Source organism: Streptomyces yatensis, assembly GCF_018069625.1.
GTDB classification, from domain to species: domain Bacteria; phylum Actinomycetota; class Actinomycetes; order Streptomycetales; family Streptomycetaceae; genus Streptomyces; species Streptomyces yatensis.
Genome location: NZ_CP072941.1, coordinates 3,851,541 through 3,873,085, shown reverse-complemented (window position 1 = coordinate 3,873,085; position 21,545 = coordinate 3,851,541). Strand labels below are relative to the sequence as shown.

Annotated in this window: 20 protein-coding genes and 1 riboswitch; of the genes, 9 read left to right on the top strand and 11 right to left on the bottom strand. The window is 70.2% G+C overall.

Features of this window, described 5'->3' with window-relative positions; all coding sequences use genetic code 11:
* Positions 1 to 228: 228 nt before the first annotated feature.
* The 3 genes from J8403_RS15695 (at position 229) to def (ending at position 4,980) form a co-directional block, all read left to right on the top strand.
* Positions 229 to 1,806 (top strand): HD-GYP domain-containing protein, encoded by a 1,578-nt coding sequence (locus tag J8403_RS15695; RefSeq protein ID WP_246585855.1) that lies wholly within the window; start codon positions 229 to 231, stop codon positions 1,804 to 1,806.
* A 233-nt stretch (positions 1,807 to 2,039) separates the two neighbouring features.
* Positions 2,040 to 3,026, top strand: coding sequence for a tetratricopeptide repeat protein (locus tag J8403_RS15690; RefSeq protein ID WP_211123729.1), 987 nt, complete (start codon positions 2,040 to 2,042; stop codon positions 3,024 to 3,026).
* A 1,324-nt stretch (positions 3,027 to 4,350) separates the two neighbouring features.
* The gene (gene def / locus J8403_RS15685; RefSeq protein ID WP_059147799.1) at positions 4,351 to 4,980 is read left to right on the top strand and encodes a peptide deformylase; all 630 of its coding nucleotides are present in this window, start codon (positions 4,351 to 4,353) and stop codon (positions 4,978 to 4,980) included.
* A 222-nt stretch (positions 4,981 to 5,202) separates the two neighbouring features.
* Here def and J8403_RS15680 read toward each other — a convergent pair whose 3' ends face one another.
* From J8403_RS15680 to J8403_RS15660, 5 genes are all read right to left on the bottom strand, one after another.
* Entirely contained in the window at positions 5,203 to 6,213 is a 1,011-nt protein-coding gene (locus J8403_RS15680) for a ribonucleotide-diphosphate reductase subunit beta (RefSeq protein ID WP_211123728.1), read from the bottom strand.
* A gap of 2 nt (positions 6,214 to 6,215) precedes the next feature.
* The gene (locus tag J8403_RS15675) at positions 6,216 to 8,630 is read right to left on the bottom strand and encodes a ribonucleoside-diphosphate reductase subunit alpha (RefSeq protein ID WP_211123727.1); all 2,415 of its coding nucleotides are present in this window, start codon (positions 8,628 to 8,630) and stop codon (positions 6,216 to 6,218) included.
* Positions 8,631 to 8,767: 137 nt separating this feature from the next.
* A riboswitch (cobalamin riboswitch) is annotated at positions 8,768 to 8,925 on the bottom strand.
* A gap of 137 nt (positions 8,926 to 9,062) precedes the next feature.
* A complete protein-coding gene (locus J8403_RS15670) occupies positions 9,063 to 9,569 on the bottom strand; it encodes a GNAT family N-acetyltransferase (RefSeq protein ID WP_211123726.1) in 507 nt (168 codons plus the stop codon).
* Positions 9,570 to 9,661: 92 nt separating this feature from the next.
* Positions 9,662 to 9,826, bottom strand: a complete 165-nt coding sequence (locus J8403_RS15665; RefSeq protein WP_014054796.1) for a DUF7196 family protein — start codon at positions 9,824 to 9,826, stop codon at positions 9,662 to 9,664.
* A gap of 68 nt (positions 9,827 to 9,894) precedes the next feature.
* Positions 9,895 to 10,182 carry a hypothetical protein gene (locus tag J8403_RS15660; RefSeq protein ID WP_211123725.1) on the bottom strand — a complete coding sequence of 96 codons (288 nt, stop codon included), beginning with the start codon at positions 10,180 to 10,182 and terminating at the stop codon, positions 9,895 to 9,897.
* Between the two features lie 479 nt (positions 10,183 to 10,661).
* Here J8403_RS15660 and J8403_RS15655 point away from each other — a divergent pair, with 479 nt between their 5' ends.
* Positions 10,662 to 11,588 (top strand): IPT/TIG domain-containing protein, encoded by a 927-nt coding sequence (locus J8403_RS15655; protein ID WP_211123724.1) that lies wholly within the window; start codon positions 10,662 to 10,664, stop codon positions 11,586 to 11,588.
* Positions 11,589 to 11,672: 84 nt separating this feature from the next.
* Here the strand turns inward: J8403_RS15655 and J8403_RS15650 are convergent, their stop codons facing one another.
* Positions 11,673 to 11,873, bottom strand: a complete 201-nt coding sequence (locus J8403_RS15650; RefSeq protein WP_211123723.1) for a DUF397 domain-containing protein — start codon at positions 11,871 to 11,873, stop codon at positions 11,673 to 11,675.
* A gap of 1 nt (position 11,874) precedes the next feature.
* The gene (locus J8403_RS15645; RefSeq protein WP_211123722.1) at positions 11,875 to 12,735 is read right to left on the bottom strand and encodes a helix-turn-helix domain-containing protein; all 861 of its coding nucleotides are present in this window, start codon (positions 12,733 to 12,735) and stop codon (positions 11,875 to 11,877) included.
* Between the two features lie 153 nt (positions 12,736 to 12,888).
* Here J8403_RS15645 and J8403_RS15640 point away from each other — a divergent pair, with 153 nt between their 5' ends.
* Positions 12,889 to 13,383, top strand: coding sequence for an ATP-binding protein (locus J8403_RS15640; protein WP_211123721.1), 495 nt, complete (start codon positions 12,889 to 12,891; stop codon positions 13,381 to 13,383).
* A gap of 25 nt (positions 13,384 to 13,408) precedes the next feature.
* Here J8403_RS15640 and J8403_RS15635 read toward each other — a convergent pair whose 3' ends face one another.
* Complete coding sequence (locus J8403_RS15635; protein WP_211123720.1) at positions 13,409 to 14,365, bottom strand: alpha/beta fold hydrolase; 957 nt, start codon at positions 14,363 to 14,365, stop codon at positions 13,409 to 13,411.
* A gap of 180 nt (positions 14,366 to 14,545) precedes the next feature.
* On the opposite strand from J8403_RS15635, the gene J8403_RS15630 reads away from it, so the two are divergent.
* The gene (locus J8403_RS15630) at positions 14,546 to 15,136 is read left to right on the top strand and encodes a TetR/AcrR family transcriptional regulator (RefSeq protein ID WP_211123719.1); all 591 of its coding nucleotides are present in this window, start codon (positions 14,546 to 14,548) and stop codon (positions 15,134 to 15,136) included.
* Positions 15,137 to 15,289: 153 nt separating this feature from the next.
* Here the strand turns inward: J8403_RS15630 and mctP are convergent, their stop codons facing one another.
* The 3 genes from mctP to J8403_RS15615 all read right to left on the bottom strand — a co-directional run bounded on the left by mctP (position 15,290) and on the right by J8403_RS15615 (position 18,168).
* Positions 15,290 to 16,903, bottom strand: coding sequence for a monocarboxylate uptake permease MctP (mctP, locus tag J8403_RS15625; protein WP_211123718.1), 1,614 nt, complete (start codon positions 16,901 to 16,903; stop codon positions 15,290 to 15,292).
* Positions 16,900 to 17,160: a DUF3311 domain-containing protein gene (locus J8403_RS15620; protein ID WP_211123717.1), complete on the bottom strand. Its 261-nt coding sequence runs from the start codon at positions 17,158 to 17,160 to the stop codon at positions 16,900 to 16,902. Before J8403_RS15620 ends, mctP begins: the two co-directional genes overlap by 4 nt.
* A gap of 213 nt (positions 17,161 to 17,373) precedes the next feature.
* Complete coding sequence (locus tag J8403_RS15615) at positions 17,374 to 18,168, bottom strand: GntR family transcriptional regulator (protein WP_211128267.1); 795 nt, start codon at positions 18,166 to 18,168, stop codon at positions 17,374 to 17,376.
* A 262-nt stretch (positions 18,169 to 18,430) separates the two neighbouring features.
* Between J8403_RS15615 and J8403_RS15610 the strand changes: the two genes are divergently transcribed.
* Genes J8403_RS15610 through J8403_RS15600 form a run of 3 tightly spaced genes read left to right on the top strand, consistent with a single transcriptional unit; the run spans position 18,431 to position 21,536 of the window.
* Positions 18,431 to 19,702 carry an extracellular solute-binding protein gene (locus tag J8403_RS15610; RefSeq protein WP_211123716.1) on the top strand — a complete coding sequence of 424 codons (1,272 nt, stop codon included), beginning with the start codon at positions 18,431 to 18,433 and terminating at the stop codon, positions 19,700 to 19,702.
* A gap of 5 nt (positions 19,703 to 19,707) precedes the next feature.
* Positions 19,708 to 20,709 carry a carbohydrate ABC transporter permease gene (locus tag J8403_RS15605; protein WP_211123715.1) on the top strand — a complete coding sequence of 334 codons (1,002 nt, stop codon included), beginning with the start codon at positions 19,708 to 19,710 and terminating at the stop codon, positions 20,707 to 20,709.
* Positions 20,706 to 21,536, top strand: a complete 831-nt coding sequence (locus J8403_RS15600) for a carbohydrate ABC transporter permease (RefSeq protein ID WP_211123714.1) — start codon at positions 20,706 to 20,708, stop codon at positions 21,534 to 21,536. Before J8403_RS15605 ends, J8403_RS15600 begins: the two co-directional genes overlap by 4 nt.
* The last annotated feature ends 9 nt before the right edge of the window (positions 21,537 to 21,545 follow it).

Genomic DNA, 21,545 nt, shown 5'->3' with positions numbered 1-21,545 from the left:
ACCGCCCATGAGGAAGCCCGGCCCGCGGCCGCCGACGCGGGCGGTGGCCCCGCTGCGGATGTCCCCGGGGGAGACCAGGGCGCAGGCGCCCGCCAAGCGGGCCGTGACGCAGGCGTTCGCGGGAACGGCCGTGGTGTGGGCCTCCCCGAGGAAGGCCGGGGCTCGGGCGCCGCCGAGGAAGGCCGGGGCTCGGGCGTCCGCCAGGGAGCCCCAGGCTCGGGCGTCCGTATGGGAGCCCAGGCCGCAGGCGTCCGCGGAGAGGGTCGGAGCGCGGTTGTCCGTAAGGGCAGTGCGGGCGCCCGCGGGGCGCGCCGCGGCGAGGGCATCCGTAAGGGCGGCGCGGGCGTCGGCCGAGCGGGCCGGGGCGCGGGTGTCCGTAAGGCCAGCCGGGGCGCCGACTACCGCGAACGGGGCGTGGGCGTCCGCTGGGGGAGCCGGGGCGGGAGTGGCCGCAGCGGCTGCGAGAAGGGTGTGGCGGCGCGGGAGCGGATATCGGGGCGCCGTCATGGCGGCCTTACCGTCGTCGCCGTGTACGGCGCGGCCGGGGCGCTTGCCGTGGTCGCGCTGGTGTGGACCGAGTGGCACGGGGTGCGGCAGCCGGAGGCGGCGCTCGCCTTTGGGGCGCTCATCGCCGTGGGGGAGGCGATCCGGTGCGTGGAGGCTCCCCCCGCGCTTCCGGGGGGCAGCGGGGTGCCCGATCCGCGTGGGGAGCCCGCGCCCGTAGCCGCCGCGGGCGCCCTCGGCTACGCCCTGCTCGGGCGGCTCGGCGGGGAGCCGACCACACACGGTGTCCTCCAGGTGGTCACCGTCGTCGTGGCCGCCTCCCTGGCGGGCCTTGTGGCGCCGCTGGCGCTCGGCTGCCCGGTCGACCCCGGCCACACCGCCCGCCGGGTGCTGACCGTCGCGTTCGCCGCCGTCTGCTTCCAACCGCTGCACCGGACCGGCCTCTTGGGCTCCTGGTTCGGCCACAGCCCGTATCTCGTCGGCTATTTGCTCGCCCTGCTGGCCCTGACCGCCCTGTGCGACGCGGTCCTGGCCGCCGCGCTCGCCCGCGCCCGTACCGGCTGGCCCTACGGACCGCTGCTCCGCGACGAGCTGCGGTCGCTGCCGGGCGTGGCGGCGGCGGTCTGCGCGACCGCGGTGGTGATGCCGCTCACCGTGGCCGTCGCCGGGCTGTGGCCGGTGCCGGTGCTGGCGGTGCCGCTGCTGCTGATCCAGTACTCCTACCGCCGCTACGCGGGGATACGGGCCACCTACCGCCAGACCATCGCCTCCCTGGCCCGGTCGACGGAGATAGCCGGCTACACCCCGACGGGCCACGCCCGTGAGGTGGCCGCGTTCAGCCGGGCGGTCGGGCGTGAGCTGGGGCTCTCCGAGCCGCGGCTGACCGTGCTGGAATACGCGGCGCTGATGCACGACATCGGCCAGCTGTCACTGGTGGACCCGGTGCCCGCCGGGGCCACCGAGCCGCTGCCCGCCGCCGAGCAGCGCAAAATCGCGCTGCTCGGCGGCGCTGTGGTCCGCCAGACCGGGGTACCCGCGGAGGTGGCACAGGTCGTGGAGCGCCAGGCGGACCCGTACCGCGAGCAGCCGCTCGCCGCGCGTATCGTGCGCGCGGTGAACGCGTATACCGAGCTGGTCAGCGGGCCCGGGGCCGAAGGGGCGGCCGGGGCGGCCGCCCTGCGCGCCCTGGAGCGGCTGCGGCTGGCCACGGCGCGCGACTTCGACCCCATCGTGGTCGAGACGCTCGCCACGGTGCTGTCGCGCCAGGTGTACGGCCGGCCCCCGGTGAGAACTGAGAACTGAGAACTCGCCGGTAATGAGCGGGGCTCCGGAGGGGCATGGTTGGATGCGAGGAGAGGGGTGCCAGGCCGAATGGCCGGTGGCAAGGAGGTGTGGAGGGCTTCGCATCCCGGCCGGAGGGTGAGGGGCCGGGCTGAGATGTCCGCGAATGTGTGGCAGGTTGTCTTCGAGGGAGGGCGACGCCGTCCGCGAAGGCATCTGGTACGGGACGACTTCGATACCGGCAGGCGGGAATCGTGAAGATCTTCGGCAAGGTACGGCACCGGCCGTCCGCCTCATGGCGGCAGGCCACGGACCGTGCGTTCACGCTCATCGGCGACGGCCGGTACGAGGACGCGGGAGCGCTGCTGACCCGCGCCGCCGACCTGGAGCCGTGGCTGTCGGAGTCCTGGTTCAACCTGGCGCTGCTGCACAAGTTCCGGCACGACTGGGAGCAGGCGCGCGCCGCGGGGCTGCGGGCGGTCGCGCTGCTGGACCGCGAGACGGGCGCTCCGGACTGGTGGAACGTGGGCATCGCGGCCACCGCGCTGCAGGACTGGCCGCTGGCCCGCCGCGCCTGGCAGGCGTACGGGCTGAAGGTGCCCGGAGAGGCGTCCGCGTCCGGGGAGCCGCTCGGCATGGAGCTGGGCAGCGCGGCGGTAAGGCTGTCCCCGGAGGGCGAGGCCGAGGTCGTCTGGGGCCGCCGGCTGGACCCCGCCCGGCTCGAGGTGCTGTCCATCCCGCTGCCGTCGTCCGGGCGGCGCTGGGGCGAGGTGGTGCTCCACGACGGCGTACCGCACGGTGAGCGCGTGACCTCCGCGGGCCCCTCGTACCCGGTCTTCGACGAGATCGAGCTGTGGGCGCCGTCCCCGGTGCCGACCTGGGTGGTGCTGCTGGAGGCGGCCACCGAGGCCGACCGGGACGCCCTGGAGCGGCTCGCGGCGGACGCGGGCTTCGCGGCCGAGGACTGGTCGTCGTCGGTGCGGCTGCTGTGCCGCTCCTGCTCGGAGAGCCGGATGCCCAGCGACGAGGGCGAGGGCGAGCATCTGGATCCGCACGACCACAGCGAACCGGGCCACCCCGGGCCGCTGGGCCACCGTATGGCGGGCTCCGGCTCGCTGTGGGTCCCCGAGCGCGAATGCGGGATCGCGGCGCCTGGGGGGCTGGTGCGGGGGTTGCTGGACGGGTGGGTCGCGGATAGCCCGGACACGCGGGAGTGGCGGGATCTGGAAGAGGTCTGCTGACCGCCTGGGGGCTGGCGGTGCCTTGGGGGCCTGGGGGTGGGGGGATCGGCGGGCGGTGACGCCTGCGGCGGGCTGTTCCCCACCCCGCCCCTTCCCGAAACCGGTGCTCCGCCCCGGCCCCCGGCCCGGTGCTCCGCCCCCCGCCCCGGTTTGGGGCTTCGCCCCCGGCCCCGGTTTGGGGCTCTGCCCCCCGCCCCGGTTTGGGGTTTCGCCCCGGGTCCCGGTTTGGGGTTTCGCCCCGGGTCCCGGTTTGGGGTTTCGCCCCGGGTCCCGGTTTGGGGTTTCGCCCCGGGTCCCGGTTTGGGGTTTCGCCCCGGGTCCCGGTTTGGGGTTTCGCCCCGGGTCCCGGTTTGGGGTTTCGCCCGGGTCCCGGTTTGGGGTTTCGCCCCGGGTCCCGGTTTGGGGTTTCGCCCCGGGTCCCGGTTTGGGGTTTCGCCCCGGGTCCCGGTTTGGGGTTTCGCCCCGGGTCCCGGTTTGGGGTTTCGCCCCGGGTCCCGGTTTGGGGTTTCGCCCCGGGTCCCGGTTTGGGGTTTCGCCCCGGGTCCCGGTTTGGGGTTTCGCCCCGGGTCCCGGTTGGGGTTTCGCCCCCGGCCCCGGTTGGGGTTCCGCCCCCGACCCCGGTTTGGGCTCTGCCCCGGGCCCCGGGCTGGAGCTTCGGCCCGGGTCCCGGTTTGGGGTTTCCGCCCCCGGGCCCCGGTTTGGGGCTTCGCCCCCGGGCCCCGGTTTGGGGCTCTGCCCCGGGCCCCGGTTTGGGGCTCTGCCCCCCGCCCCGGTTTGGGGCTCTGCCCCCGGGCGCCGGGTTGGGGCTTCGGCCCGGGGTCCCGGTTGGGGCTTCGCCCCCGGGCCCCGGTTTGGGGCTCTGCCCCCGGCCCCGGTTTGGGGTTCCGCCCCGGGCCCCGGTTTGGGGCTCTGCCCCCGGGCGCCGGGTTGGGGCTTCGGCCCGGGGTCCCGGTTGGGGCTTCGCCCCCGGCCCCGGATCGGTGCTCTGCCCCCGGCCCCGGATCGGGGCTTCGCCCCCAGCCCCGGCCTGGGGCTTCGCCCCTTCCCGGAGCATTGATGTGCGGCTCCGTCTCAGACTCCGGCCGGGTGGCCCGGATGGGCGCGGGGCTTTGCCCGGCCATCCGCTGCCGTGACGGTCGGCTCCTCGGCAGCCGGGGTCCAGGGGCGGAGCCCCCTGGTTACGGGAAGGGGCGGGGAGGGGAAAGACCCCACCCAGGGCCCGTGGAGGCCCGCTCACAGTGCGTAACCGCACCGCGCCCGACCGCGTCGTGCCCGTACCCTGTAGGGCGACGCATCACGGTTGAGGGAAGGCACACGGCGGACGATGTCGCAGCAAGGGACGAAACAGCAGGTGGTCGACGATTTCATCGTGGACACGGAGGACTGCGAGGAGCGTGAGCGGGCCTTCCGTGAGCGCGGCACCGCCCGCCCGATCACCGTGTACGGCAACCCGGTCCTGCACAAGGAGTGCCGGGACGTGACCGTGTTCGACGAGGAGCTGGCGCGGCTCGTCGACGACATGTTCGCCAGCCAGCGGGCGGCGGAGGGCGTGGGCCTGGCCGCCAACCAGATCGGTGTCGACCTCAAGGTCTTCGTCTACGACTGCATGGACGACGAGGGCGTTCGCCATGTGGGCGTGGTGTGCAACCCGGTGCTGGAGGAGCTGCCCGCCGACCGCCGGGTGCTGGACGACTCCAATGAGGGCTGTCTGTCCGTCCCCACGGCCTACATGGAGCTGGCCCGCCCCGACTACGCGGTGGTGCGCGGCCAGGACCTCGACGGCGAGCCGATCGCGGTGCGCGGCACCGGCTACTTCGCGCGCTGTCTGCAGCACGAGACCGATCACCTGTACGGCTACCTGTACATCGACCGGCTGTCCAAGCGCGACCGTAAGGATGTGCTGAAGCAGATGGCCGAGGGCACCGCCCGCTATGAGACGGTGCCCAACGACTGAGGGTGCCGTACTACCTCACAGGGCGGGCCGGACCCACGCGGGGTCCGGCCCGCCCTGTGGTGTCGGCTCCCGCCCTGTGGTGTCGGCTCCCGCCCTGTGGTGTCGGCTCCCGCCCTGTGGTGTCGGCTCCCGCCCTGTGGTGTCGGCTCCCGCCCTGTGGCGTCAGCGCCCGCCCTGTGGTGTCGGCTCCCGCCCTGTGGTGTCGGCTCCCGCCCCGTGGCATCAGAAGTCGTCGTCGAACGCGACCGACCCCTCGACCGCGACCTGGTACGCCGAGGCGCGGCGCTCGAAGAAGTTGGTCAGCTCCTGGACGTTCTGCAGCTCCATGAAGGAGAACGGGTTCTCCGAGCCGAAGACCGCGGGGAAGCCGAGGCGCTGCAGGCGCTGGTCGGCCACGCACTGCAGATACTCCTGCATCGAGGCGGTGTTCATGCCCGGCAGCCCGTCCCCGCACAGGTCGCGGGCGAACTGCAGCTCCGCCTCGACGGCCTCCTTCAGCATGTCGGTGACCTGCTGCTGGAGTTCGTCGTCGAAGAGGTCCGGCTCCTCCTCGCGGACGGTGTCCACGACCGAGAAGGCGAACTCCATGTGCATCGACTCATCGCGGAACACCCAGTTGGTGCCCGTCGCCAGGCCGTGCAGCAGCCCGCGCGAGCGCAGCCAGTACACGTACGCGAAGGCGCCGTAGAAGAACAGCCCCTCGATACAGGCCGCGAAGCAGATCAGGTTGAGCAGGAAGCGGCGGCGGTCCGCCTTGGTCTCCAGCCGGTCGATCTTCTCCACCGAGTCCATCCAGCGGAAGCAGAACTCCGCCTTCTCCCTGATGGAGGGGATGTTCTCGACGGCGGCGAAGGCCGCGGCGCGGTCGTCCGGGTCGGGGAGGTAGGTGTCCAGCAGCGTCAGATAGAACTGGACGTGCACGGCTTCCTCGAAGAGCTGCCGCGACAGATACAGCCGCGCCTCGGGGGAGTTGATGTGCTTGTAGAGCGTCAGCACCAGGTTGTTGGCCACGATGGAGTCGCCGGTCGCGAAGAAGGCGACCAGTCGGCCGATCAGATGCTGCTCTCCGGGGGAGAGCTTGGCGAGGTCGGCGACGTCGGAGTGGAGGTCGACCTCCTCCACGGTCCAGGTGTTCTTGATCGCGTCGCGGTAGCGGTCGTAGAACTCCGGGTACCGCATCGGCCGAAGAGTCAGTTCGAAGCCCGGGTCGAGCAGGTTCTTGGTGTCACTCATGGTTACTGGCACGCCTCGCAGGACTCGGGGTTTTCCAGGGAGCAGGCGATGGCGTCGGCCTCGGCCGGAGCCTGCTGAACGGGGATGGGGGCAGGGGCGGGGGCGTTGGTCGCGGCGCCGCCGCCACGGGCGCTCTGGGCGATCCGGGTGGCCGGTCGCGAGCGCAGGTAGTACGTGGTCTTGATGCCGCGCTTCCAGGCGTACGCGTACATCGAGCTGAGCTTGCCGATGGTCGGCGAGGCCATGAAGAGGTTCAGCGACTGGCTCTGGTCGAGGTACGGGGTGCGGGCCGCCGCCATCTCGATCAGGGCGCGCTGCGGGATCTCCCACGCGGTGCGGTACAGCTCCCGTACGTCCGCGGGCACCCAGGAGAACTCCTGGATCGAGCCGTTGGCCTCGCGCAGCGCCTCGCGGGTCTGGGCGTCCCAGACGCCCAGCTTCTTGAGGTCGTCGATGAGATAGGAGTTGACCTGCAGGAACTCCCCGCTGAGCGTTTCGCGCTTGAAGAGGTTGGAGACCTGCGGCTCGATGCACTCATACACGCCCGCGATGGACGCGATGGTGGCGGTCGGCGCGATCGCCAGCAGCAGCGAGTTCCGCATCCCGGACTTCGCCATCCGGGTGCGCAGCGCCTCCCAGCGCTCCGGCCAGGTGGCCACCGCGTCCGTGTAGTGGTCCGGGTGCAGCACACCGCGCGCGGTGCGGGTCTCGGACCAGGCCGGGTGCGGGCCGTGGCGCTCGGCGAGCTCGCAGGACGCCTCGTACGCGGCGAGCATGATGCGCTCGGAGATCCGCGTGGAGAGCGCCTTGGCCTCGGGCGAGTCGAACGGCAGCCGCAACCGGAAGAAGACGTCCTGCAGCCCCATCAGGCCCAGACCCACCGGGCGCCAGCGCGAGTTGGAGGCCCCGGCCTCGTCCGTGGGGTAGAAGTTGATGTCCACCACGCGGTCGAGGAAGGTCACGGCGGTGCGGACGGTGGCGTCCAGGCGCTCCCAGTCCACCTGCCCGTCCTCGTCCAGGTGGGCGGCGAGGTTGACCGAGCCGAGGTTGCACACGGCGGTCTCGCCGTCGTCGGTGACCTCCAGGATCTCGGTGCAGAGATTCGAGGAGTGGACGACCCTGCCGGGCTCGGCGGTCTGGTTGGCGGTGCGGTTGGCGGCGTCCTTGAACGTCATCCAGCCGTTGCCGGTCTGCGCGAGGGTGCGCATCATCCGGGCGTAGAGCTGCCGCGCCGGGACCTGCTTGACCGCCCGCCCCTCGGCCTCGGCCTTCCGGTACGCGGCGTCGAACTCATCGCCCCACAGGTCCACCAGAGCGGGCGCGTCGACCGGGGAGAACAGCGACCAGTCGGCGTCCGCCTCGACCCGGCGCATGAACTCGTCCGGGATCCAGTGGGCGATGTTGAGGTTGTGGGTGCGACGGGCCTCCTCGCCCGTGTTGTCCCGCAGCTCCAGGAACTCCTCGAGGTCCGCGTGCCAGGTCTCCAGATAGACGCAGGCCGCGCCCTTGCGCCGACCGCCCTGGTTGACGGCGGCCACCGAGGCGTCGAGCGTGCGCAGGAACGGCACGATGCCGTTGGAGTGCCCGTTGGTGCCCCGGATCAGCGAACCGCGGGCCCGGATACGGGAGTAGGACAGGCCGATGCCGCCCGCGTGCTTCGACAGCCGGGCCACCTGGTGGTAGCGGTTGTAGATCGAGTCCAGCTCGTCCAGCGGCGAGTCCAGCAGATAGCAGGACGACATCTGCGGATGCCGGGTGCCGGAGTTGAACAGCGTGGGGGAGCTGGGCAGATACGACAGCGTGCTGGTGAGCCGGTACAGCTCGGCCACATCGTCCAGCGCCCGCTCCGAGAGGTCCTCGGCGAGCCCGCAGGCCACCCGCAGCAGGAAGTGCTGCGGGGTCTCGATCACCTGACGGGTGATCGGGTGGCGCAGCAGATAGCGGCTGTAGAGGGTGCGCAGTCCGAAGTAGCCGAAGCGCTTGTCGGCGCCGTCGGCCAGGGCCCGCTCCACCAGTGCGTCCAGCCGGGCGGCGTGGGCGGCGGCGAACTCCGCGGTGGAGTCGGCCAGCAGGCCCTCGCGGTGGCCCACCTGGACGGAGGTGGAGAAGGAGACCGCGCCCTGCCCGGCCGCCTCCTCCGTGATGGTGAGCGCCAGCAGCCGCGCGGCCAGCCGCGAGTACTCCGGCTCCTCGGCGATCAGCCCGGCCGCGGCCTCGGTCGCCAGGTCACGCAACTCCGCCTCGTCCGAGCCGGGATGGCGGCCGCGCAGGGCGGCGGCCGCGACCTTGCCGGGGTCGGTGGCGGGCAGGTCGGCGGTGAGTCCGGTGAGGATCCGCAGCAGGGCGGTTCCGGGCGCGTCATGCGCTGCCTGAGAAACCGCCTGCTCTGAAACCGGATCTGCGGGCGCGATGGTCACTGAGGTGCTCTCCCTCGCTCGGCCGGGGCCACGAGGGAGGTGCGATGGGCGCGTACGGGCATGCCGATGCCGCACTCCTCGTACGTCGGGCACACCACGCAGCGTCCATCGGCCCAACCCTCGAGGCCGGGGGACGTGTTCACACAGGGCCGTCGGCAGGTGCTCGGACTTACGGGCACGCCGCATAAGCGCACACGTACACCGTTGCGGGACAGTTCCGGATTCCCACCGGATTCCCCTGCGGCGACAGCGAGGACGAGCATACATCTTGTGTCGGCCGACGCACGCACCCCCATATCTTGTGTCGCGAGGTGCGGAGTTTCGTATGAATGTGCTAGTGCGTTCCGGAGGTGGCCCGTGACCTGGGGCCCGTGGCGGCCCGTGGCCCGGCGCGCACACGAGCCCATGGCCCAGGGCGCGCGGCACCGGTCGTCACAGCTCCACCGTGAACGCCCACAGGGTGAGGTCCAGCTTGGCTATCGGCGACCAGTCCCGCTCCGGGGCCCGCACGAACCCCAGCCGCTCGTACAGCCGGTGGGCGGCGGTCATGGACCGCTGGCTGCTGATCACGATCCGCTCGAGCCCCAGCGCGCGCCCCCGGTCCAGGCAGGCGCGCACCAGCGCCTCGGCCACCCCGCGCCGCCGCGACTGAGCCCGCACGGCCAGCATCCGGAACTCGCCCTCGCCGGGCCGGGCCAGCTCCGCATACGCCCCGCCGTACACGGCGAACGCCACGGCCCCCAGCACCTCGTCGCTCGCCGCGTCCGCCGCGACCAGCAGCTCGGCCTCGGCGGCCCGGCGCCGGGCGTCGCGCAGGGTGGTGAGATATGGATCACTGTCCCCGAAGTCCAGGAGCCCGTCCCCGAGATACACCTGCGCGGTGAGCTCGCCGATTCCGTCCAGCTCCGCGTCCTGCGCCCGCCTGATCGTGATGTCCATGGCCGCAGTCTGCCGCACACCACTGACAGCGGGCCCGCCATGCGTCTGGCGCCGGTCTTCGCCGTCACGCGGTCACGCGCCGGTCTTCGGCGTCACTGGACGGCGGTGTTGATCACTCCGGTGGAGCCCGCGCGCTTGTTGGCCGCGTCGGCCTCCTGATAGGTGAAATAGCGCCGGACCGTGCCGTCCGGCAGCGTCAACTCATAGACGACAACGGGTCGCGGGCCACGCGCCCCTCCGCCGCAGTTGCAGGCCATGGCTGCCGTTCCTTTCCCTCGAGTCTCCCTCGAGCCCAGTTCAGGCTCGAGCCCAGTACAGGTCGGTGTCAGTCCAGCCACCGCGAGGCGAGCCCGGCGAGGTAGGAGAGCGTCAGGGCGGTGGCCGGGAGGAGGAACCAGGCGGTGGTGTGCAGCAAGGAGGCGTAGACGGCGATGGCGCCGGCGACCCAGGTGCTGGTGCACCAGCCGCAGTTGACGAGGTAGGTGGGCCGGGAGTCGTCGCCGAAGCGGTCGGCGACCCAGGTCCTGAACCCCGCCGCCAGCGTGTCCTTGGTGATGAAACGGGTGATACGGCAGGTGGTGCCGAGGGCGAGGAGGAATGCGGCGAGGCTCATCGGATCGCTCCCTCCCCGGGTGGTCCCGCACGGGTTGGCACTGCCGATGTCACTCATTAGAGGCACGGTGGAGGACGGCAGACCATAGTCCGGCCGCGCGTTCCCCCGAATAGCGGAGCGCTTGTCATACAAGCTCGCCGCCAGGCGCGCCCAGATGCGCCAAACGAGTGATGGCAGCCCCGGAACCTTGAGCGATGGGGGTCGGCGTGGATAACTGGAAACGTGCCGCCGAGGGTGCCCCATACCTCGTAGGCCAGCCAGGAGCCGGGCGTTCGTCCCGTAGCTCCGCTCTCATCCGGCGCATCGATTCCGCGCCCTGACCGGCCGCCCGGCGGCTTTCCGTTCCTCCGGTGCCGGCCTGCCTCCACCGCGCCCGCCTCGACCGCGCGGCGACGACAAGGCGTTGACCAGCGGCCTGCCCACGACATCGGCATGCCGTCGGCGCCTCTCACCCGAACCCTTCCCCGGGAGGACCAACCATGATCTCGACCGCTCTCGCGACCGCCGCCCCCACCGCGGCCAACTGGCCCCCGTCCCAGGTGGGGCCGCCGTTGCTGCTGTCCGTGACGCCCAACTCGGGTCCCGCCGCCGGTGGGAACCTCGTCCAGCTCTACGGGCAGAACCTGCGCAACGTCATCAGCGTGACCTTCGGCGGTGTGCCCGCCCAGATCGTCAGCCAGAGCAGTTCCGGTGGCGGCGGCTGGGATGGTGACTGGGGCGGCGGCTGGGGCGGCGGTGGCTGGCCCGGAGGCGGCTGGCCGGGCAACCCCACCAACGACATCGTGGTGGTGATAGCCCCGCCGCACGCGCCCGGGCCGGTCCAGGTCCTGGTCACCACGACCGCCGGCACCAGCAACAGCCAGGTGTACACCTATGTGGCGCCGACGCCGCCCACCGCCGTCTCCATCACCCCGACCGTGGGACCGACCACCGGCGGCACCCTGTACTTGATCACGGGCACCAATCTGACCGGCGTCACCAGTGTCACCTTCGGCGGGGTCCCGTCGGCCATCCTGACCATCAACCCGGGCGGGACCAGCCTGATCGGCATCACCCCGGCGGGCCCGCCCGCGGGCGGCAATGTCGCCGTCGTGCTGAGCGGCCCCAACGGGACCGCCACCGTCCCCGGTGGTTTCACCTACTTCGTCGCGCCGCCCGCCCCGGCGCCCACCAACATCACGCCCAATACCGGCCCCGCCGCCGGCGGCACCGCGTTCACCATCAACGGCACCAACCTCGGCGGCGTGCTGAGCGTGCTGTTCAACGGCGTCCCCGCCACCAGCGTGGCCGCCACCGCCACCACGGTCACCGGCGTCACCCCGGCCGGGGTGCCCGGCAACGCGACCGTCACGCTGGTGACGGCCAACGGGACCGTCACCGTCCCCGGCGGCTTCCTCTACGTCTGACGTACGTCTGACGCGCACATCCGGCCGAATCGCGCCGGTCACCGGGCCCCTTCCGTCAGGGCCCGGTGACCGGCGTCATCCATCTCAAGCTGTGCCGAGGTGGTCGAGTCTCCCGGCCTTGGCGCTGCGTATGAGGGCGCTCAGGGCGGTGGGGGTGGTGGTGAGGATGGTCTCGGGTTCGTCGCTCTCGCGGAGCCGGATGGTGGTGTTGTCGGGTGCGGAGAGGTAGAGGCAGGCGTTGCCTTCGGAGCTGTACGAGGACTTTCGCCAGTCGTGGGCGGACATCTCATTCACCTTCCAGGGTGCTGACGATGTGCCGGATGAAGTCGCGGGATCGCTTCTCTGGCAGAGCGACCGCCTCCATGCGATCAAGCACGACGCGGTACTTCTCCAGCTGGGCCGCTGCATCGAGGAGTTCGGAGCCATACTCCGCATCGAGTTGCACCGTGTCCAGCTGAGGCACGGGCCCGGAGACGTAGCAAACGGACTGTCCCGAGCCTGGGAACGACCCGGCGTCGAAGGGGATCACCAGCACCTTGATGTTATCGTGCTCGCTCATGTCGAGGATGTGCTGCAACTGCTCTCGTGCCGTTACCGGTCCGCCGAAGCGCATCCGCAGGGCGGCCTCATGGACGATCGCCGTATAGGGCGTGGGCTTGTTCCGATAGAGGATGGCCTGGCGTTTGACGCGGTGCGAGACACGGTGTTCCACGTCTGGAGGAGGCAGGGGCGGCACGGCCTGCCGGAAGATTTCCCGAGCATGCTCGGAGGTTTGCAGCAGGCCGGGGATGTGCGCGATATACGCCGTGCGCAATGCGACAGCGTGGTGTTCGAGCTCGGCCAGGTCGAGCAACCCGGTGGGCAGGATTTCCCGGTACTCCTCCCACCAACCGCGCTTGCGTGGCGCCGTCATGTCGACGAGCGCCGCGATGAGAGCTTCGTCCGCGCACGAGTAGTTCCGCGCCAGCGCTCGCAGCCGCTCCGAGCTGACTCCGAACCTGCTCGCCTCGATGTTGCTGATGGCCGTCTGATTGGTGCCGAGTAGGCGCCCGGCCTCGGTCGACGTCAAACCGGCGCGCTCCCGGAGCCTGCGCAGCTCGGTGCCGAGACGGAGTTGGCGCGCTGTCGGAACACTTCTCTGAGGCATTTGCCGATTCTCTCTGCTCACGCGCAACAGGCGTGTCACTCACATGGGTGGTATACCAAGCACTTCGATCCATACCGTCGAATACCTTATGCGGTGAGGCTACGGTATGTGCCCGGGATCACAACCCAACTCCACGCACAGACCGGAGACTTCATGCCCGCCGCACCCCTGGAAAACCCCTGGTCGTACTCGCTACGCCTGCCCCACGACCCCCGTGCCGCAGCCATCGCCCGGACCACCCTCCGGGCCGTCCTCGCCCGGCACGGCATGGGTGGCCTCACCGACCCCGCGACCCTCGTGACCAGTGAGGTGGTCACGAATGCCTACCGCCACACCACCGGTCCGGCCGAAATGCGCATCCGCGCCGTGGAGGAGGGGCGTCTGCGGATCAGTGTGTGGGACACCAACCCCGACATCCCGCCGCCCTTCGACAAGCCCCCGGCCCTCTTCGACCGCTCGTGCGCTCTCGCCGAGGCCGCCGCGAACACCGAGGCCACGTACGGGCGCGGCCTGCTCATCGTCCGGATCTGTGCCGACAACTGGGGCGGCTACACCCTCGCCGACGAGCTGTTCGGGCGGAGCGGCAAGCTGCTCTGGTTCGAACTCGCACCGCAGTCGCCCCGCGACGCCTACGAGATCGCCGCCTGACGTCCGCCGGGCGTCCTGGCCGGTGTCAGTCGCCGTCGAGGATGAAATCGGCCAGAGCGGCAGCGACGGCTTCGGGCTGCTCATCGGGGATGAAGTGTCCGGCGTCGGGCACGACCACTCCGGTGGCGTGGTCGGCCCAGGGGCTGATGGAGGCCGCCATGTCCGGGATGGAGCCGTGGCTGCTGGAGATTCCGAGGATGGGCACGGTCAGGTGCTGCCGCTTGAGCGCCTCGTGGTTCTTGCGCGCGGACTCGGTGGCGTCCCGGTAGTAGGCGAGGGACGCGCGGAGGCCACCGTCGGCGGCGACGGCCGCCGCGTAGTGGTCGAGCTCGGCGTCCTCGAATGTGTCGGGAGCGAGGGCCTTCACCTTCAGGAACCAGCCGACGTAGTCCCGTTCGCGGCCGGTGAGCAGCGTCTCGGGCAGGTCGGGCACCAGGTGGAACGCGAAATGCCAGGTCTTCCACGCCCGGTCCGGGTCGGTGGGGATCGCTTCGGGGAGGGTGATGCCGGGGATTCCGGCGTCGAGCAGAGCGACTCCGCGCAGGTGGCTCTCGAATCGGAGTGCGAGGGAGAAGGCGACCCAGGCGCCGATGTCGTGGGCGGCCAGCCAGTAAGTCGACACTCCGAGAGCCTTCACGGCGGCGTGGACGTGCGCGGCGACCGTGTGCGTGTCGTAGCTGTGCCGCTCCGGACGCTCGGAGTGGCCCTGACCCGGCAGGTCGATCGCGATGACGTGGAACCGGTCGGCGAGGCTGGGCATGACCTTTCGCCATGCCCACCAGGTTTGCGGGAATCCGGCGAGCAGGACAAGGGCCGGGCCGGTCGGCCGACCGCCTTCGACGGCGTGAAGGCGGACGCCGTCGGCGTCGACCCAGCGGTGAGTGAATCCCGCCAGGTCGTGCAGGGGCAGGTCGTGCAGGGGCAGCTCGCGGACAGGGTTGCTTTCGCTGACGTGCCGAGCGCTGGTCGCAGGGTCAGTCACGGGGATCCTCCGTCGGTGTGGGGTGTTCTGGTTCGGGGCTTCGCCCGAGAGGTCGCGCTGGGTGGGGGGCGCCCGACCATGGCCAGGCTTGGACGCTAACACATCTTGAACCGATCGGTTCAAGATAGGATGGTGCACAGCGCGGCCCGAAACATCGACACACCGGCAAGGAAGTGCCACGTGGCAGGCAAGAAGCAATTCGACATGGACACGGCACTCGACGCCGCGATGATCCAGTTCTGGCGCGCCGGCTACGCCGATACCTCAGTGGACGATCTGTCCCGGGCGACCGGCCTGAACCGCAGCTCCATCTACTCCTCGTTGGGCGGCAAGGACACGCTCTTCCTGCGCTGCCTGGATCGCTATGCCGCGCGCTATGGCGACAAGTACGACGCCGCCCTGTCGTGTGCGGCCTCGGAGCCTGCTGCGGCCGTGCGTGCGTTCTTCGACGTCACCCTCGAGCGCATCGCCGATCCCGAACTGCCGGATGGATGTCTGGTCGCCCAGGCGGCCATGGCGATTCCGGTGCTGAGCCAGGGCGTCGCGGCGCAGGCGAAGGAGGCGCTGGGCTTTCAGCGCTCACGTCTGCGCGCCGCGCTGAAGGCCGGCCGAATGACCGACCAGGACGCCGAGGCCTTCGCCGAACACGTGGCCGCCGTGAACCAGTCTCTCGCCGTCATGAGCAGAGCCGGGGCGGGTCCGGCGCAGCTCCGGGCCATTGTGGGGGTGACCGTCGACGCGCTCTCACAGGCGTTGCGCACGCGCACGTAGCGCTGGATCTCGATGAGCCGGGGCGGTGCCCCGGGTATGAGCGGCAACTCCCACCGCTCACGCGCTCCCGACGGCGAACGGGCCGTCGGCCCCCGCCAAGGGGAGCCGACGGCCCGTTCACCGTCCATCAGTGCGGCAGTCCGCCGTAGGGCGTCAGTGGCCGCCGGGGGAGCCCGCCGTGGCCGGCGGGAGGTCGGCCTGGACGCCCGGGTCGCCCGCGTCCGCCTTGTAGTCGGCGGCGGTGGTCTCGTCGATGCCGTCGGGGGCCTTGAGCGCGCGCAGCACCACCGTCAGGACGACGGTCACCAGCACGTTGAGGGCGATCGCGGTGAAGCCGATGTAGCCGATCTCCCCGATGGCGGGCATATCGGCGGTGTTGCCGAAGTGCTTCTGGGTGCCGCTCGGGGTGTCGTACGCCTTCCACGTGCCGTAGACCATGCCGACCGCCCAGCCCGCCAGCAGCGCCCAGCGGTGGAACCAGCGGGTGAACAGGCCGCCCACCAGCGCCGGGAAGGTCTGGAGGATCCAGATGCCGCCCAGCAGCTGGAAGTTGATCGCGACGGTCTTGTCCATGCCCAGCACGAAGATCAGCGCGCCGACCTTCACCAGCAGCGAGACCAGCTTGGAGACCTTGGTCTCCTCCTGCGGCGTGGCGTTCGGCCGCAGGAAGTCCTTGTAGATGTTGCGGGTGAAGAGGTTCGCCGCGGCGATCGACATGATGGCCGCCGGGACGAGGGCGCCGATGCCGATCGCGGCGAAGGCGATGCCCGTGAACCAGTCGGGGAACATGTCCTCGAAGAGCTGGGGGATGGCCAGCTGGCCGTTTTCGACCTTCACCCCGGCTGCGATGGCCATGAAGCCGAGCAGCGCCAGCAGCCCCAGCATCAGGGAGTACAGCGGCAGGATCGTGGTGTTGCGGCGGATCACCTCACGGCTGCGGCTGGAGAGCGTCGCGGTGATCGAGTGCGGATACATGAACAGGGCGAGCGCCGAGCCCAGGGCCAGGGTGCCGTAGGCCCATTGCCCCTCCGCCGGGGGTGCGAGCGATCCCGCTCCCGCCTTGGTGAACTTGTCGTTCGCCGCGCTGAAGATGTCGTCGAAGCCACCCAGCTTGATCGGGATGTAGATGATCGCCACCGCGATGACGATGTAGATCAGGGTGTCCTTGACGAAGGCGATCAGCGCGGGCGCGCGCAGCCCGGAGGAGTAGGTGTACGCCGCGAGGACGCCGAAGGCGATCAGCAGCGGCAGGTCCTTGATGAACCAGTTGGTGTTCTCCCCGCCGCCGACGCCCATCACGTCCAGCACCGCCTGGATGCCGACGAGCTGGAGGGCGATGTACGGCATCGTCGCGAGGATGCCGGTGATCGCGACGGCCAGCGAGAGCCCCTTGGAGCCGAAACGGCCGCGGACGAAGTCCGACGTGGTGACATACCCGTGCTTATGGGACACCGACCACAGGCGCGGCAGGAAGGTGAAGATCAGCGGGTAGACCAGGATGGTGTACGGGACGGCGAAGAAGCCGGACGCGCCCGCCGCGTAGATCGCCGCCGGGACGGCGACGAAGGTGTACGCGGTGTAGAGGTCGCCGCCCAGCAGGAACCAGGTGATCCAGGTGCCGAAGCTGCGGCCGCCCAGTCCCCATTCGTCGAGGTTGTTGGCGTTCTCGGCGCGGCGCCAGCGCGCGGCCAGGAACCCCATGGCCGTGACGACCACGAAGAAGAAGATGAAGACGGCGAGTGCGACGCCGTTCACTCCGCCGTTCATGCCGACTCACCCCCCGTGCGCGCCCGCTTCTCACGGCGGACCAGGACGTAGGCGACCGAGGTCAGCACGGCCGAGATCGGTACCCAGAGCATCTGGTACCAGTAGAAGAACGGGATCCCGATGAGGGTCGGCTCGACCTTGGCGTACGAGCCGACCCAGAGCATCCCAACAAAGGGTGCGATCAGGCACAGGGCGGCCACGACGCGCGTAGGCGTCACGACCGGTCTCCTGCCGGGTGAAGCGGACGTGTCTGACATGCGGCGGGCTCCAGTCCCCTCGGCTCATCACCTGCGTCACGGTCGATCACCTGGGTTCCAGCTGATCATTTGTGTAATGCGCAGGAAATCTAAGCCCCCGGCCCGGCGGTCGTCACTACCCGTCCGTATATCGGTATGAGAAAGAAAGCAGGTGGCCGTGGCGTGGCCCGGCCGTGGCGCGGGTCGGTCGCGGTGCGCCCGGCGTGGCGCGGCTCAGCCGTTCGGCCGCTGGAGCCGGGCCACGAACTTGTAGCGGTCCCCGCGGTAGACCGACCGCACCCACTCCACCGGCTCCCCGGACGCGTCCCGCGAATGGCGCGAGAGCATCAGCATCGGCAGCCCCACATCGGTGCCCAGCAGCCCCGCCTCGCGCGGGGTGGCCAGCGAGGTCTCGATGGTCTCCTCGGCCTCGGCCAGGCGGACGTCGTACACCTCGGCCAGCGCCGTGTAGAGCGAGGTGTACTTCACCAGGCTGCGGCGCAGCGCGGGGAAGCGCTTGGCGGACAGATGGGTGGTCTCGATCGCCATCGGCTCACCGCTGGCCAGCCGCAGCCGCTCGATGCGCAGCACCCGCCCGCCGGCGGCGATGTCCAGCAGCCCGGAGAGCCGGTCGTCGGCGGTGACATAGCCGATGTCCAGGAGCTGGGAGGTGGGCTCCAGGCCCTGGGCCTTCATGTCCTCGGTGTACGAGGTGAGTTGCAGCGCCTGGGAGACCTTGGGCTTGGCCACGAAGGTGCCCTTGCCCTGGATCCGCTCAAGACGCCCCTCGACGACCAGCTCCTGCAACGCCTGGCGCACGGTGGTGCGCGAGGTGTCGAACTCGGCGGCCAGGGTGCGCTCCGGGGGGACCGGGGTGCCGGGTGGCAGCGTCTCGGTCATCTCCAGCAAGTGGCGCTTGAGGCGGTAGTACTTCGGGACGCGTGCGGTCCGCGCCCCAGCGGAGCCGTTGCCGTCGCTCTCGGCCGTCGTGATGGCCGCCGTTGCCGCCGTTGCCCCCTCGGTCTCCATCGCGCGCCCTTCCGACTCCTGGTCCACTGCCGTCACCGGCGTCTGCCGCCGTCACCGGTCTCCTGAAGAATCCAGCGCCTCACATCGTGGCACGGTCCCGGCTCCGGGCATCCGCTCGGTCCGGATGTCGGGAAGTGTCGGTCCGGTAACGGAGCCGCCGGTGACTCTTATACACCCTTGACACCCCAAAAGGTCTAGGCCAAGCTGCGGGCACTGGTCTGGACCATTAAACCTCCTGATCCGGCCTTCTGAGGAGAGTGCTGTGAAGCGTGGGCTCATAGCGGCGACGGGTGTCGCGGCAATGCTGGTATCCGTCGCGGCCTGTGGGTCCGACGGCGACGACAAAAAGGCCGGAGCGGACGGTTTCAAGGGCGAGACGCTGACCGTCTGGGCGATGGACGGCTCCACGCCCGAAGGCTGGACGAAGGATGTCAAGGCCGCTTTCGAGAAGAAGACGGGCGCCAAGCTGAAGCTGGAGATCCAGCAGTGGAACGGCATTCAGCAGAAGGTGACCACCGCTCTCTCGGAATCCAATCCGCCGGACGTCCTGGAGATCGGCAACACCCAGACGCCGTCGTACGCGCAGACCGGCGGACTGGCCGAACTGGATGACCTGAAGAAGTCGATCGGCGCCGACTGGTCGGAGTCGATCAACAAGTCCGCGGTCTACGACGGCAAGCAGTACGCGGCGCCGTGGTACGCGGCCAACCGGGTCGTCCTCTACAACAAGAAGATCTGGGCCGAGGCCGGGATCAAGGACACCCCCAAGACCCGTACCGAGTTCTTCAAGGACCTCGACACCATCGGGAAGAAGACGGACGCCGAGCCGCTCTATCTCCCGGGTCAGAACTGGTACTTCTTCGACGGGCTGACCATCGGCACCGGCGCCGACCTCGTCAAGAAGGACGGGGACAAGTGGGTCTCCAACCTCGCCGACCCCAAGGTCGCCAAGGCCATGGACATCTACAAGCAGTACCAGGCCTTCAGCAAGGCCCCCAAGGACAAGGACGAGGCCACCCCGCAGCAGGGCGAGGTCTTCGCCAAGGGCAAGACCGGCGCGTTCATCGGCATGGGCTGGGAAGCCGGTATCGCGATCAAGGCCAACCCGAAGATCGAGAAGGACATCGGCTACTTCACCATCCCGGGTGAGACCGCCGGCAAGCCGGAGGGCGTCTTCCTCGGCGGCTCCAACCTCGCGGTCGCCGCGGGCAGCGAAAAGCAGGAGCTGGCCAAGGAGTTCCTGAAGATCGCGCTCAATGACACCTACGAGGGACAGCTCGCCAAGGAAGGCGGCGTCATCCCCAACAAGGAGTCGCTCCAGGCGCAGCTCAAGGGCAACCCCGCAGGGCTCGCCGCCGCACCGGCCGCCGCGACCGGCGGCACCACCCCGCTGATCCCCGAATGGGCCCCGGTGGAGAACGCCCCGAACCCGGTCAAGACCTATATGACCGCGGTGCTCACCGGTAAGTCGCCCGCCGAGGCGGCCAAGTCGGTCGAAGGCGAGCTGAACAAGCGCCTCAGCCAGGAGCGTTGAGCCGGATGTCCGTAGCGACCGAACGCCAGGACCCCGGCCCGGCGGCGGCCGGGGTCCGCCGGAGCGGGGAGCCGCCAGGCACCCGCCGCCCGGCCCCGGGCACCCCCGGGCGCGGACGGCTGACCGGCGCCGCCCCGTACCTCCTGCTGCTGCCCGCGCTGGTGGCGACCGTGCTGCTGCTGGGCTGGCCGCTGGTCAAGGACGGCCTGCTGTCGTTCCAGAACCTCAATATGCGGCAGCTCATCCAGCACCTCACCGAGTGGAACGGCGTCGACAACTACCGCGAGACGCTGACCAGCGAGGACTTCTGGCGGGTCACCCTCCGGTCGGTGATCTTCACCGCGGTCAACGTCGTGCTGATCATGCTGCTCGGCACCCTGGTCGGACTGCTGCTGGCCCGCCTCGGCAGCACGATGCGGCTGCTGCTCTCGGTCGGTCTGGTGCTCGCCTGGGCCATGCCGCCCATCGCCGGCACCACCGTCTTCCAGTGGCTCTTCGCCGCCCGCTTCGGGGTGGTCAACTGGGTGCTGGACGCGCTCGGCTGGCACTCCATGGCGCACTACAACTGGACCGGCAGCCAGTTCTCCACCTTCTTCATCATCACCCTGCTGATCGTCTGGCAGTCGATCCCCTTCGTGGCGATCAACCTCTACGCCGCGACCACCACCATCCCCGGCGAGCTCTACGAGGCGGCCGCGCTCGACGGCGCCGGCACCTGGAAGAGCTTCACCTCGGTGACGTTCCCCTTCCTCAAGCCGTTTCTGCTCGCCACGACGTTCCTCGAAGTCATCTGGGTCTTCAAGGCGTTCACCCAGGTCTTCGCGATCAACGAGGGCGGCCCGGACCGGCTCACCGAAACCCTTCCCGTCTACGCCTTCATCGAGGGCGTGGGCAATCAGCACTACGGCATGGGCGCCGCGATCTCGCTGCTGACCATCGCCGTCCTGCTGGCGCTGACCTCCTACTACCTCCGGATCGTGCTCAGGCAAGAGGAGGACGAGCTGTGAAGCGCTCGCCGCTCGCCCGGCTGTGGCCCAACGCGACCGCCGTCGTGCTCTTCATCGGCTTCGCGTTCCCCGTCTACTGGATGTTCACCACGGCCTTCAAGCCGACCTCGGACGTCATCACCGAGGACCCGGTGTGGTTCCCGACCAGCGCCACCCTGGACCACTTCCAGAAGGCCCTGGACGCCGAGAACTTCTGGACACTGGTGGGCAACTCGCTCACCGTGACCCTCTCGGCGGTCGCCCTCTCGCTGGTGATCGCGCTGCTCGCGGCGTTCTCCCTGGCCCGGATGCGGTTCAAGGGGCGCCGCGGCTTCCTGGTGACCTTCATGATCGCGCAGATGGCGCCCTGGGAAGTCCTGGTCATCGCCATCTACATGCTCGTCCGCGACGGCGACATGCTGAACAGCCTGATCCCGCTCACCCTGTTCTACATGGTCATGGTGCTGCCCTTCACGATCCTCACGCTCCGCGCCTACGTGGCCGCGATCCCCAAGGAGCTGGAGGAGTCGGCGATGGTCGACGGCTGCACCCGTCCGCAGGCGTTCGTCCGGGTGATCTTTCCGCTGCTGGCGCCCGGGCTGATGGCCACCTCGCTCTTCGGCTTCATCACGGCCTGGAACGAATTCCCGCTCGTCCTCATCCTGAACAAGGACCCGGCGGCCCAGACGCTTCCGCTGTGGCTGTCCAGCTTCCAGACCGCCTTCGGCGACGACTGGGGTGCCACCATGGCGGCGGCCTCGCTGTTCGCCATCCCGATCCTGGTGCTGTTCCTGTTTCTGCAACGCAAGGCGGTCGGTGGGCTCACTTCCGGCGCTGTGAAGGGATGATCCCGGTTT

Excerpts from the sequence above, each read along its gene's own strand:
- J8403_RS15695 (WP_246585855.1), top strand. The coding sequence starts at position 229 with ATGGGAGCCCAGGCCGCAGGCGTCCGCGGAGAGGGTCGGAGCGCGGTT.
- def (WP_059147799.1), top strand. The coding sequence starts at position 4,351 with ATGTCGCAGCAAGGGACGAAACAGCAGGTGGTCGACGATTTCATCGTG.
- J8403_RS15680 (WP_211123728.1), bottom strand. The coding sequence starts at position 6,213 with ATGAGTGACACCAAGAACCTGCTCGACCCGGGCTTCGAACTGACTCTT.
- J8403_RS15670 (WP_211123726.1), bottom strand. The coding sequence starts at position 9,569 with ATGGACATCACGATCAGGCGGGCGCAGGACGCGGAGCTGGACGGAATC.
- J8403_RS15665 (WP_014054796.1), bottom strand. The coding sequence starts at position 9,826 with ATGGCCTGCAACTGCGGCGGAGGGGCGCGTGGCCCGCGACCCGTTGTC.
- J8403_RS15660 (WP_211123725.1), bottom strand. The coding sequence starts at position 10,182 with ATGAGCCTCGCCGCATTCCTCCTCGCCCTCGGCACCACCTGCCGTATC.
- J8403_RS15655 (WP_211123724.1), top strand. The coding sequence starts at position 10,662 with ATGATCTCGACCGCTCTCGCGACCGCCGCCCCCACCGCGGCCAACTGG.
- J8403_RS15650 (WP_211123723.1), bottom strand. The coding sequence starts at position 11,873 with ATGTCCGCCCACGACTGGCGAAAGTCCTCGTACAGCTCCGAAGGCAAC.
- J8403_RS15645 (WP_211123722.1), bottom strand. The coding sequence starts at position 12,735 with ATGCCTCAGAGAAGTGTTCCGACAGCGCGCCAACTCCGTCTCGGCACC.
- J8403_RS15640 (WP_211123721.1), top strand. The coding sequence starts at position 12,889 with ATGCCCGCCGCACCCCTGGAAAACCCCTGGTCGTACTCGCTACGCCTG.
- mctP (WP_211123718.1), bottom strand. The coding sequence starts at position 16,903 with ATGAACGGCGGAGTGAACGGCGTCGCACTCGCCGTCTTCATCTTCTTC.
- J8403_RS15620 (WP_211123717.1), bottom strand. The coding sequence starts at position 17,160 with ATGTCAGACACGTCCGCTTCACCCGGCAGGAGACCGGTCGTGACGCCT.
- J8403_RS15615 (WP_211128267.1), bottom strand. The coding sequence starts at position 18,168 with ATGGAGACCGAGGGGGCAACGGCGGCAACGGCGGCCATCACGACGGCC.
- J8403_RS15605 (WP_211123715.1), top strand. The coding sequence starts at position 19,708 with ATGTCCGTAGCGACCGAACGCCAGGACCCCGGCCCGGCGGCGGCCGGG.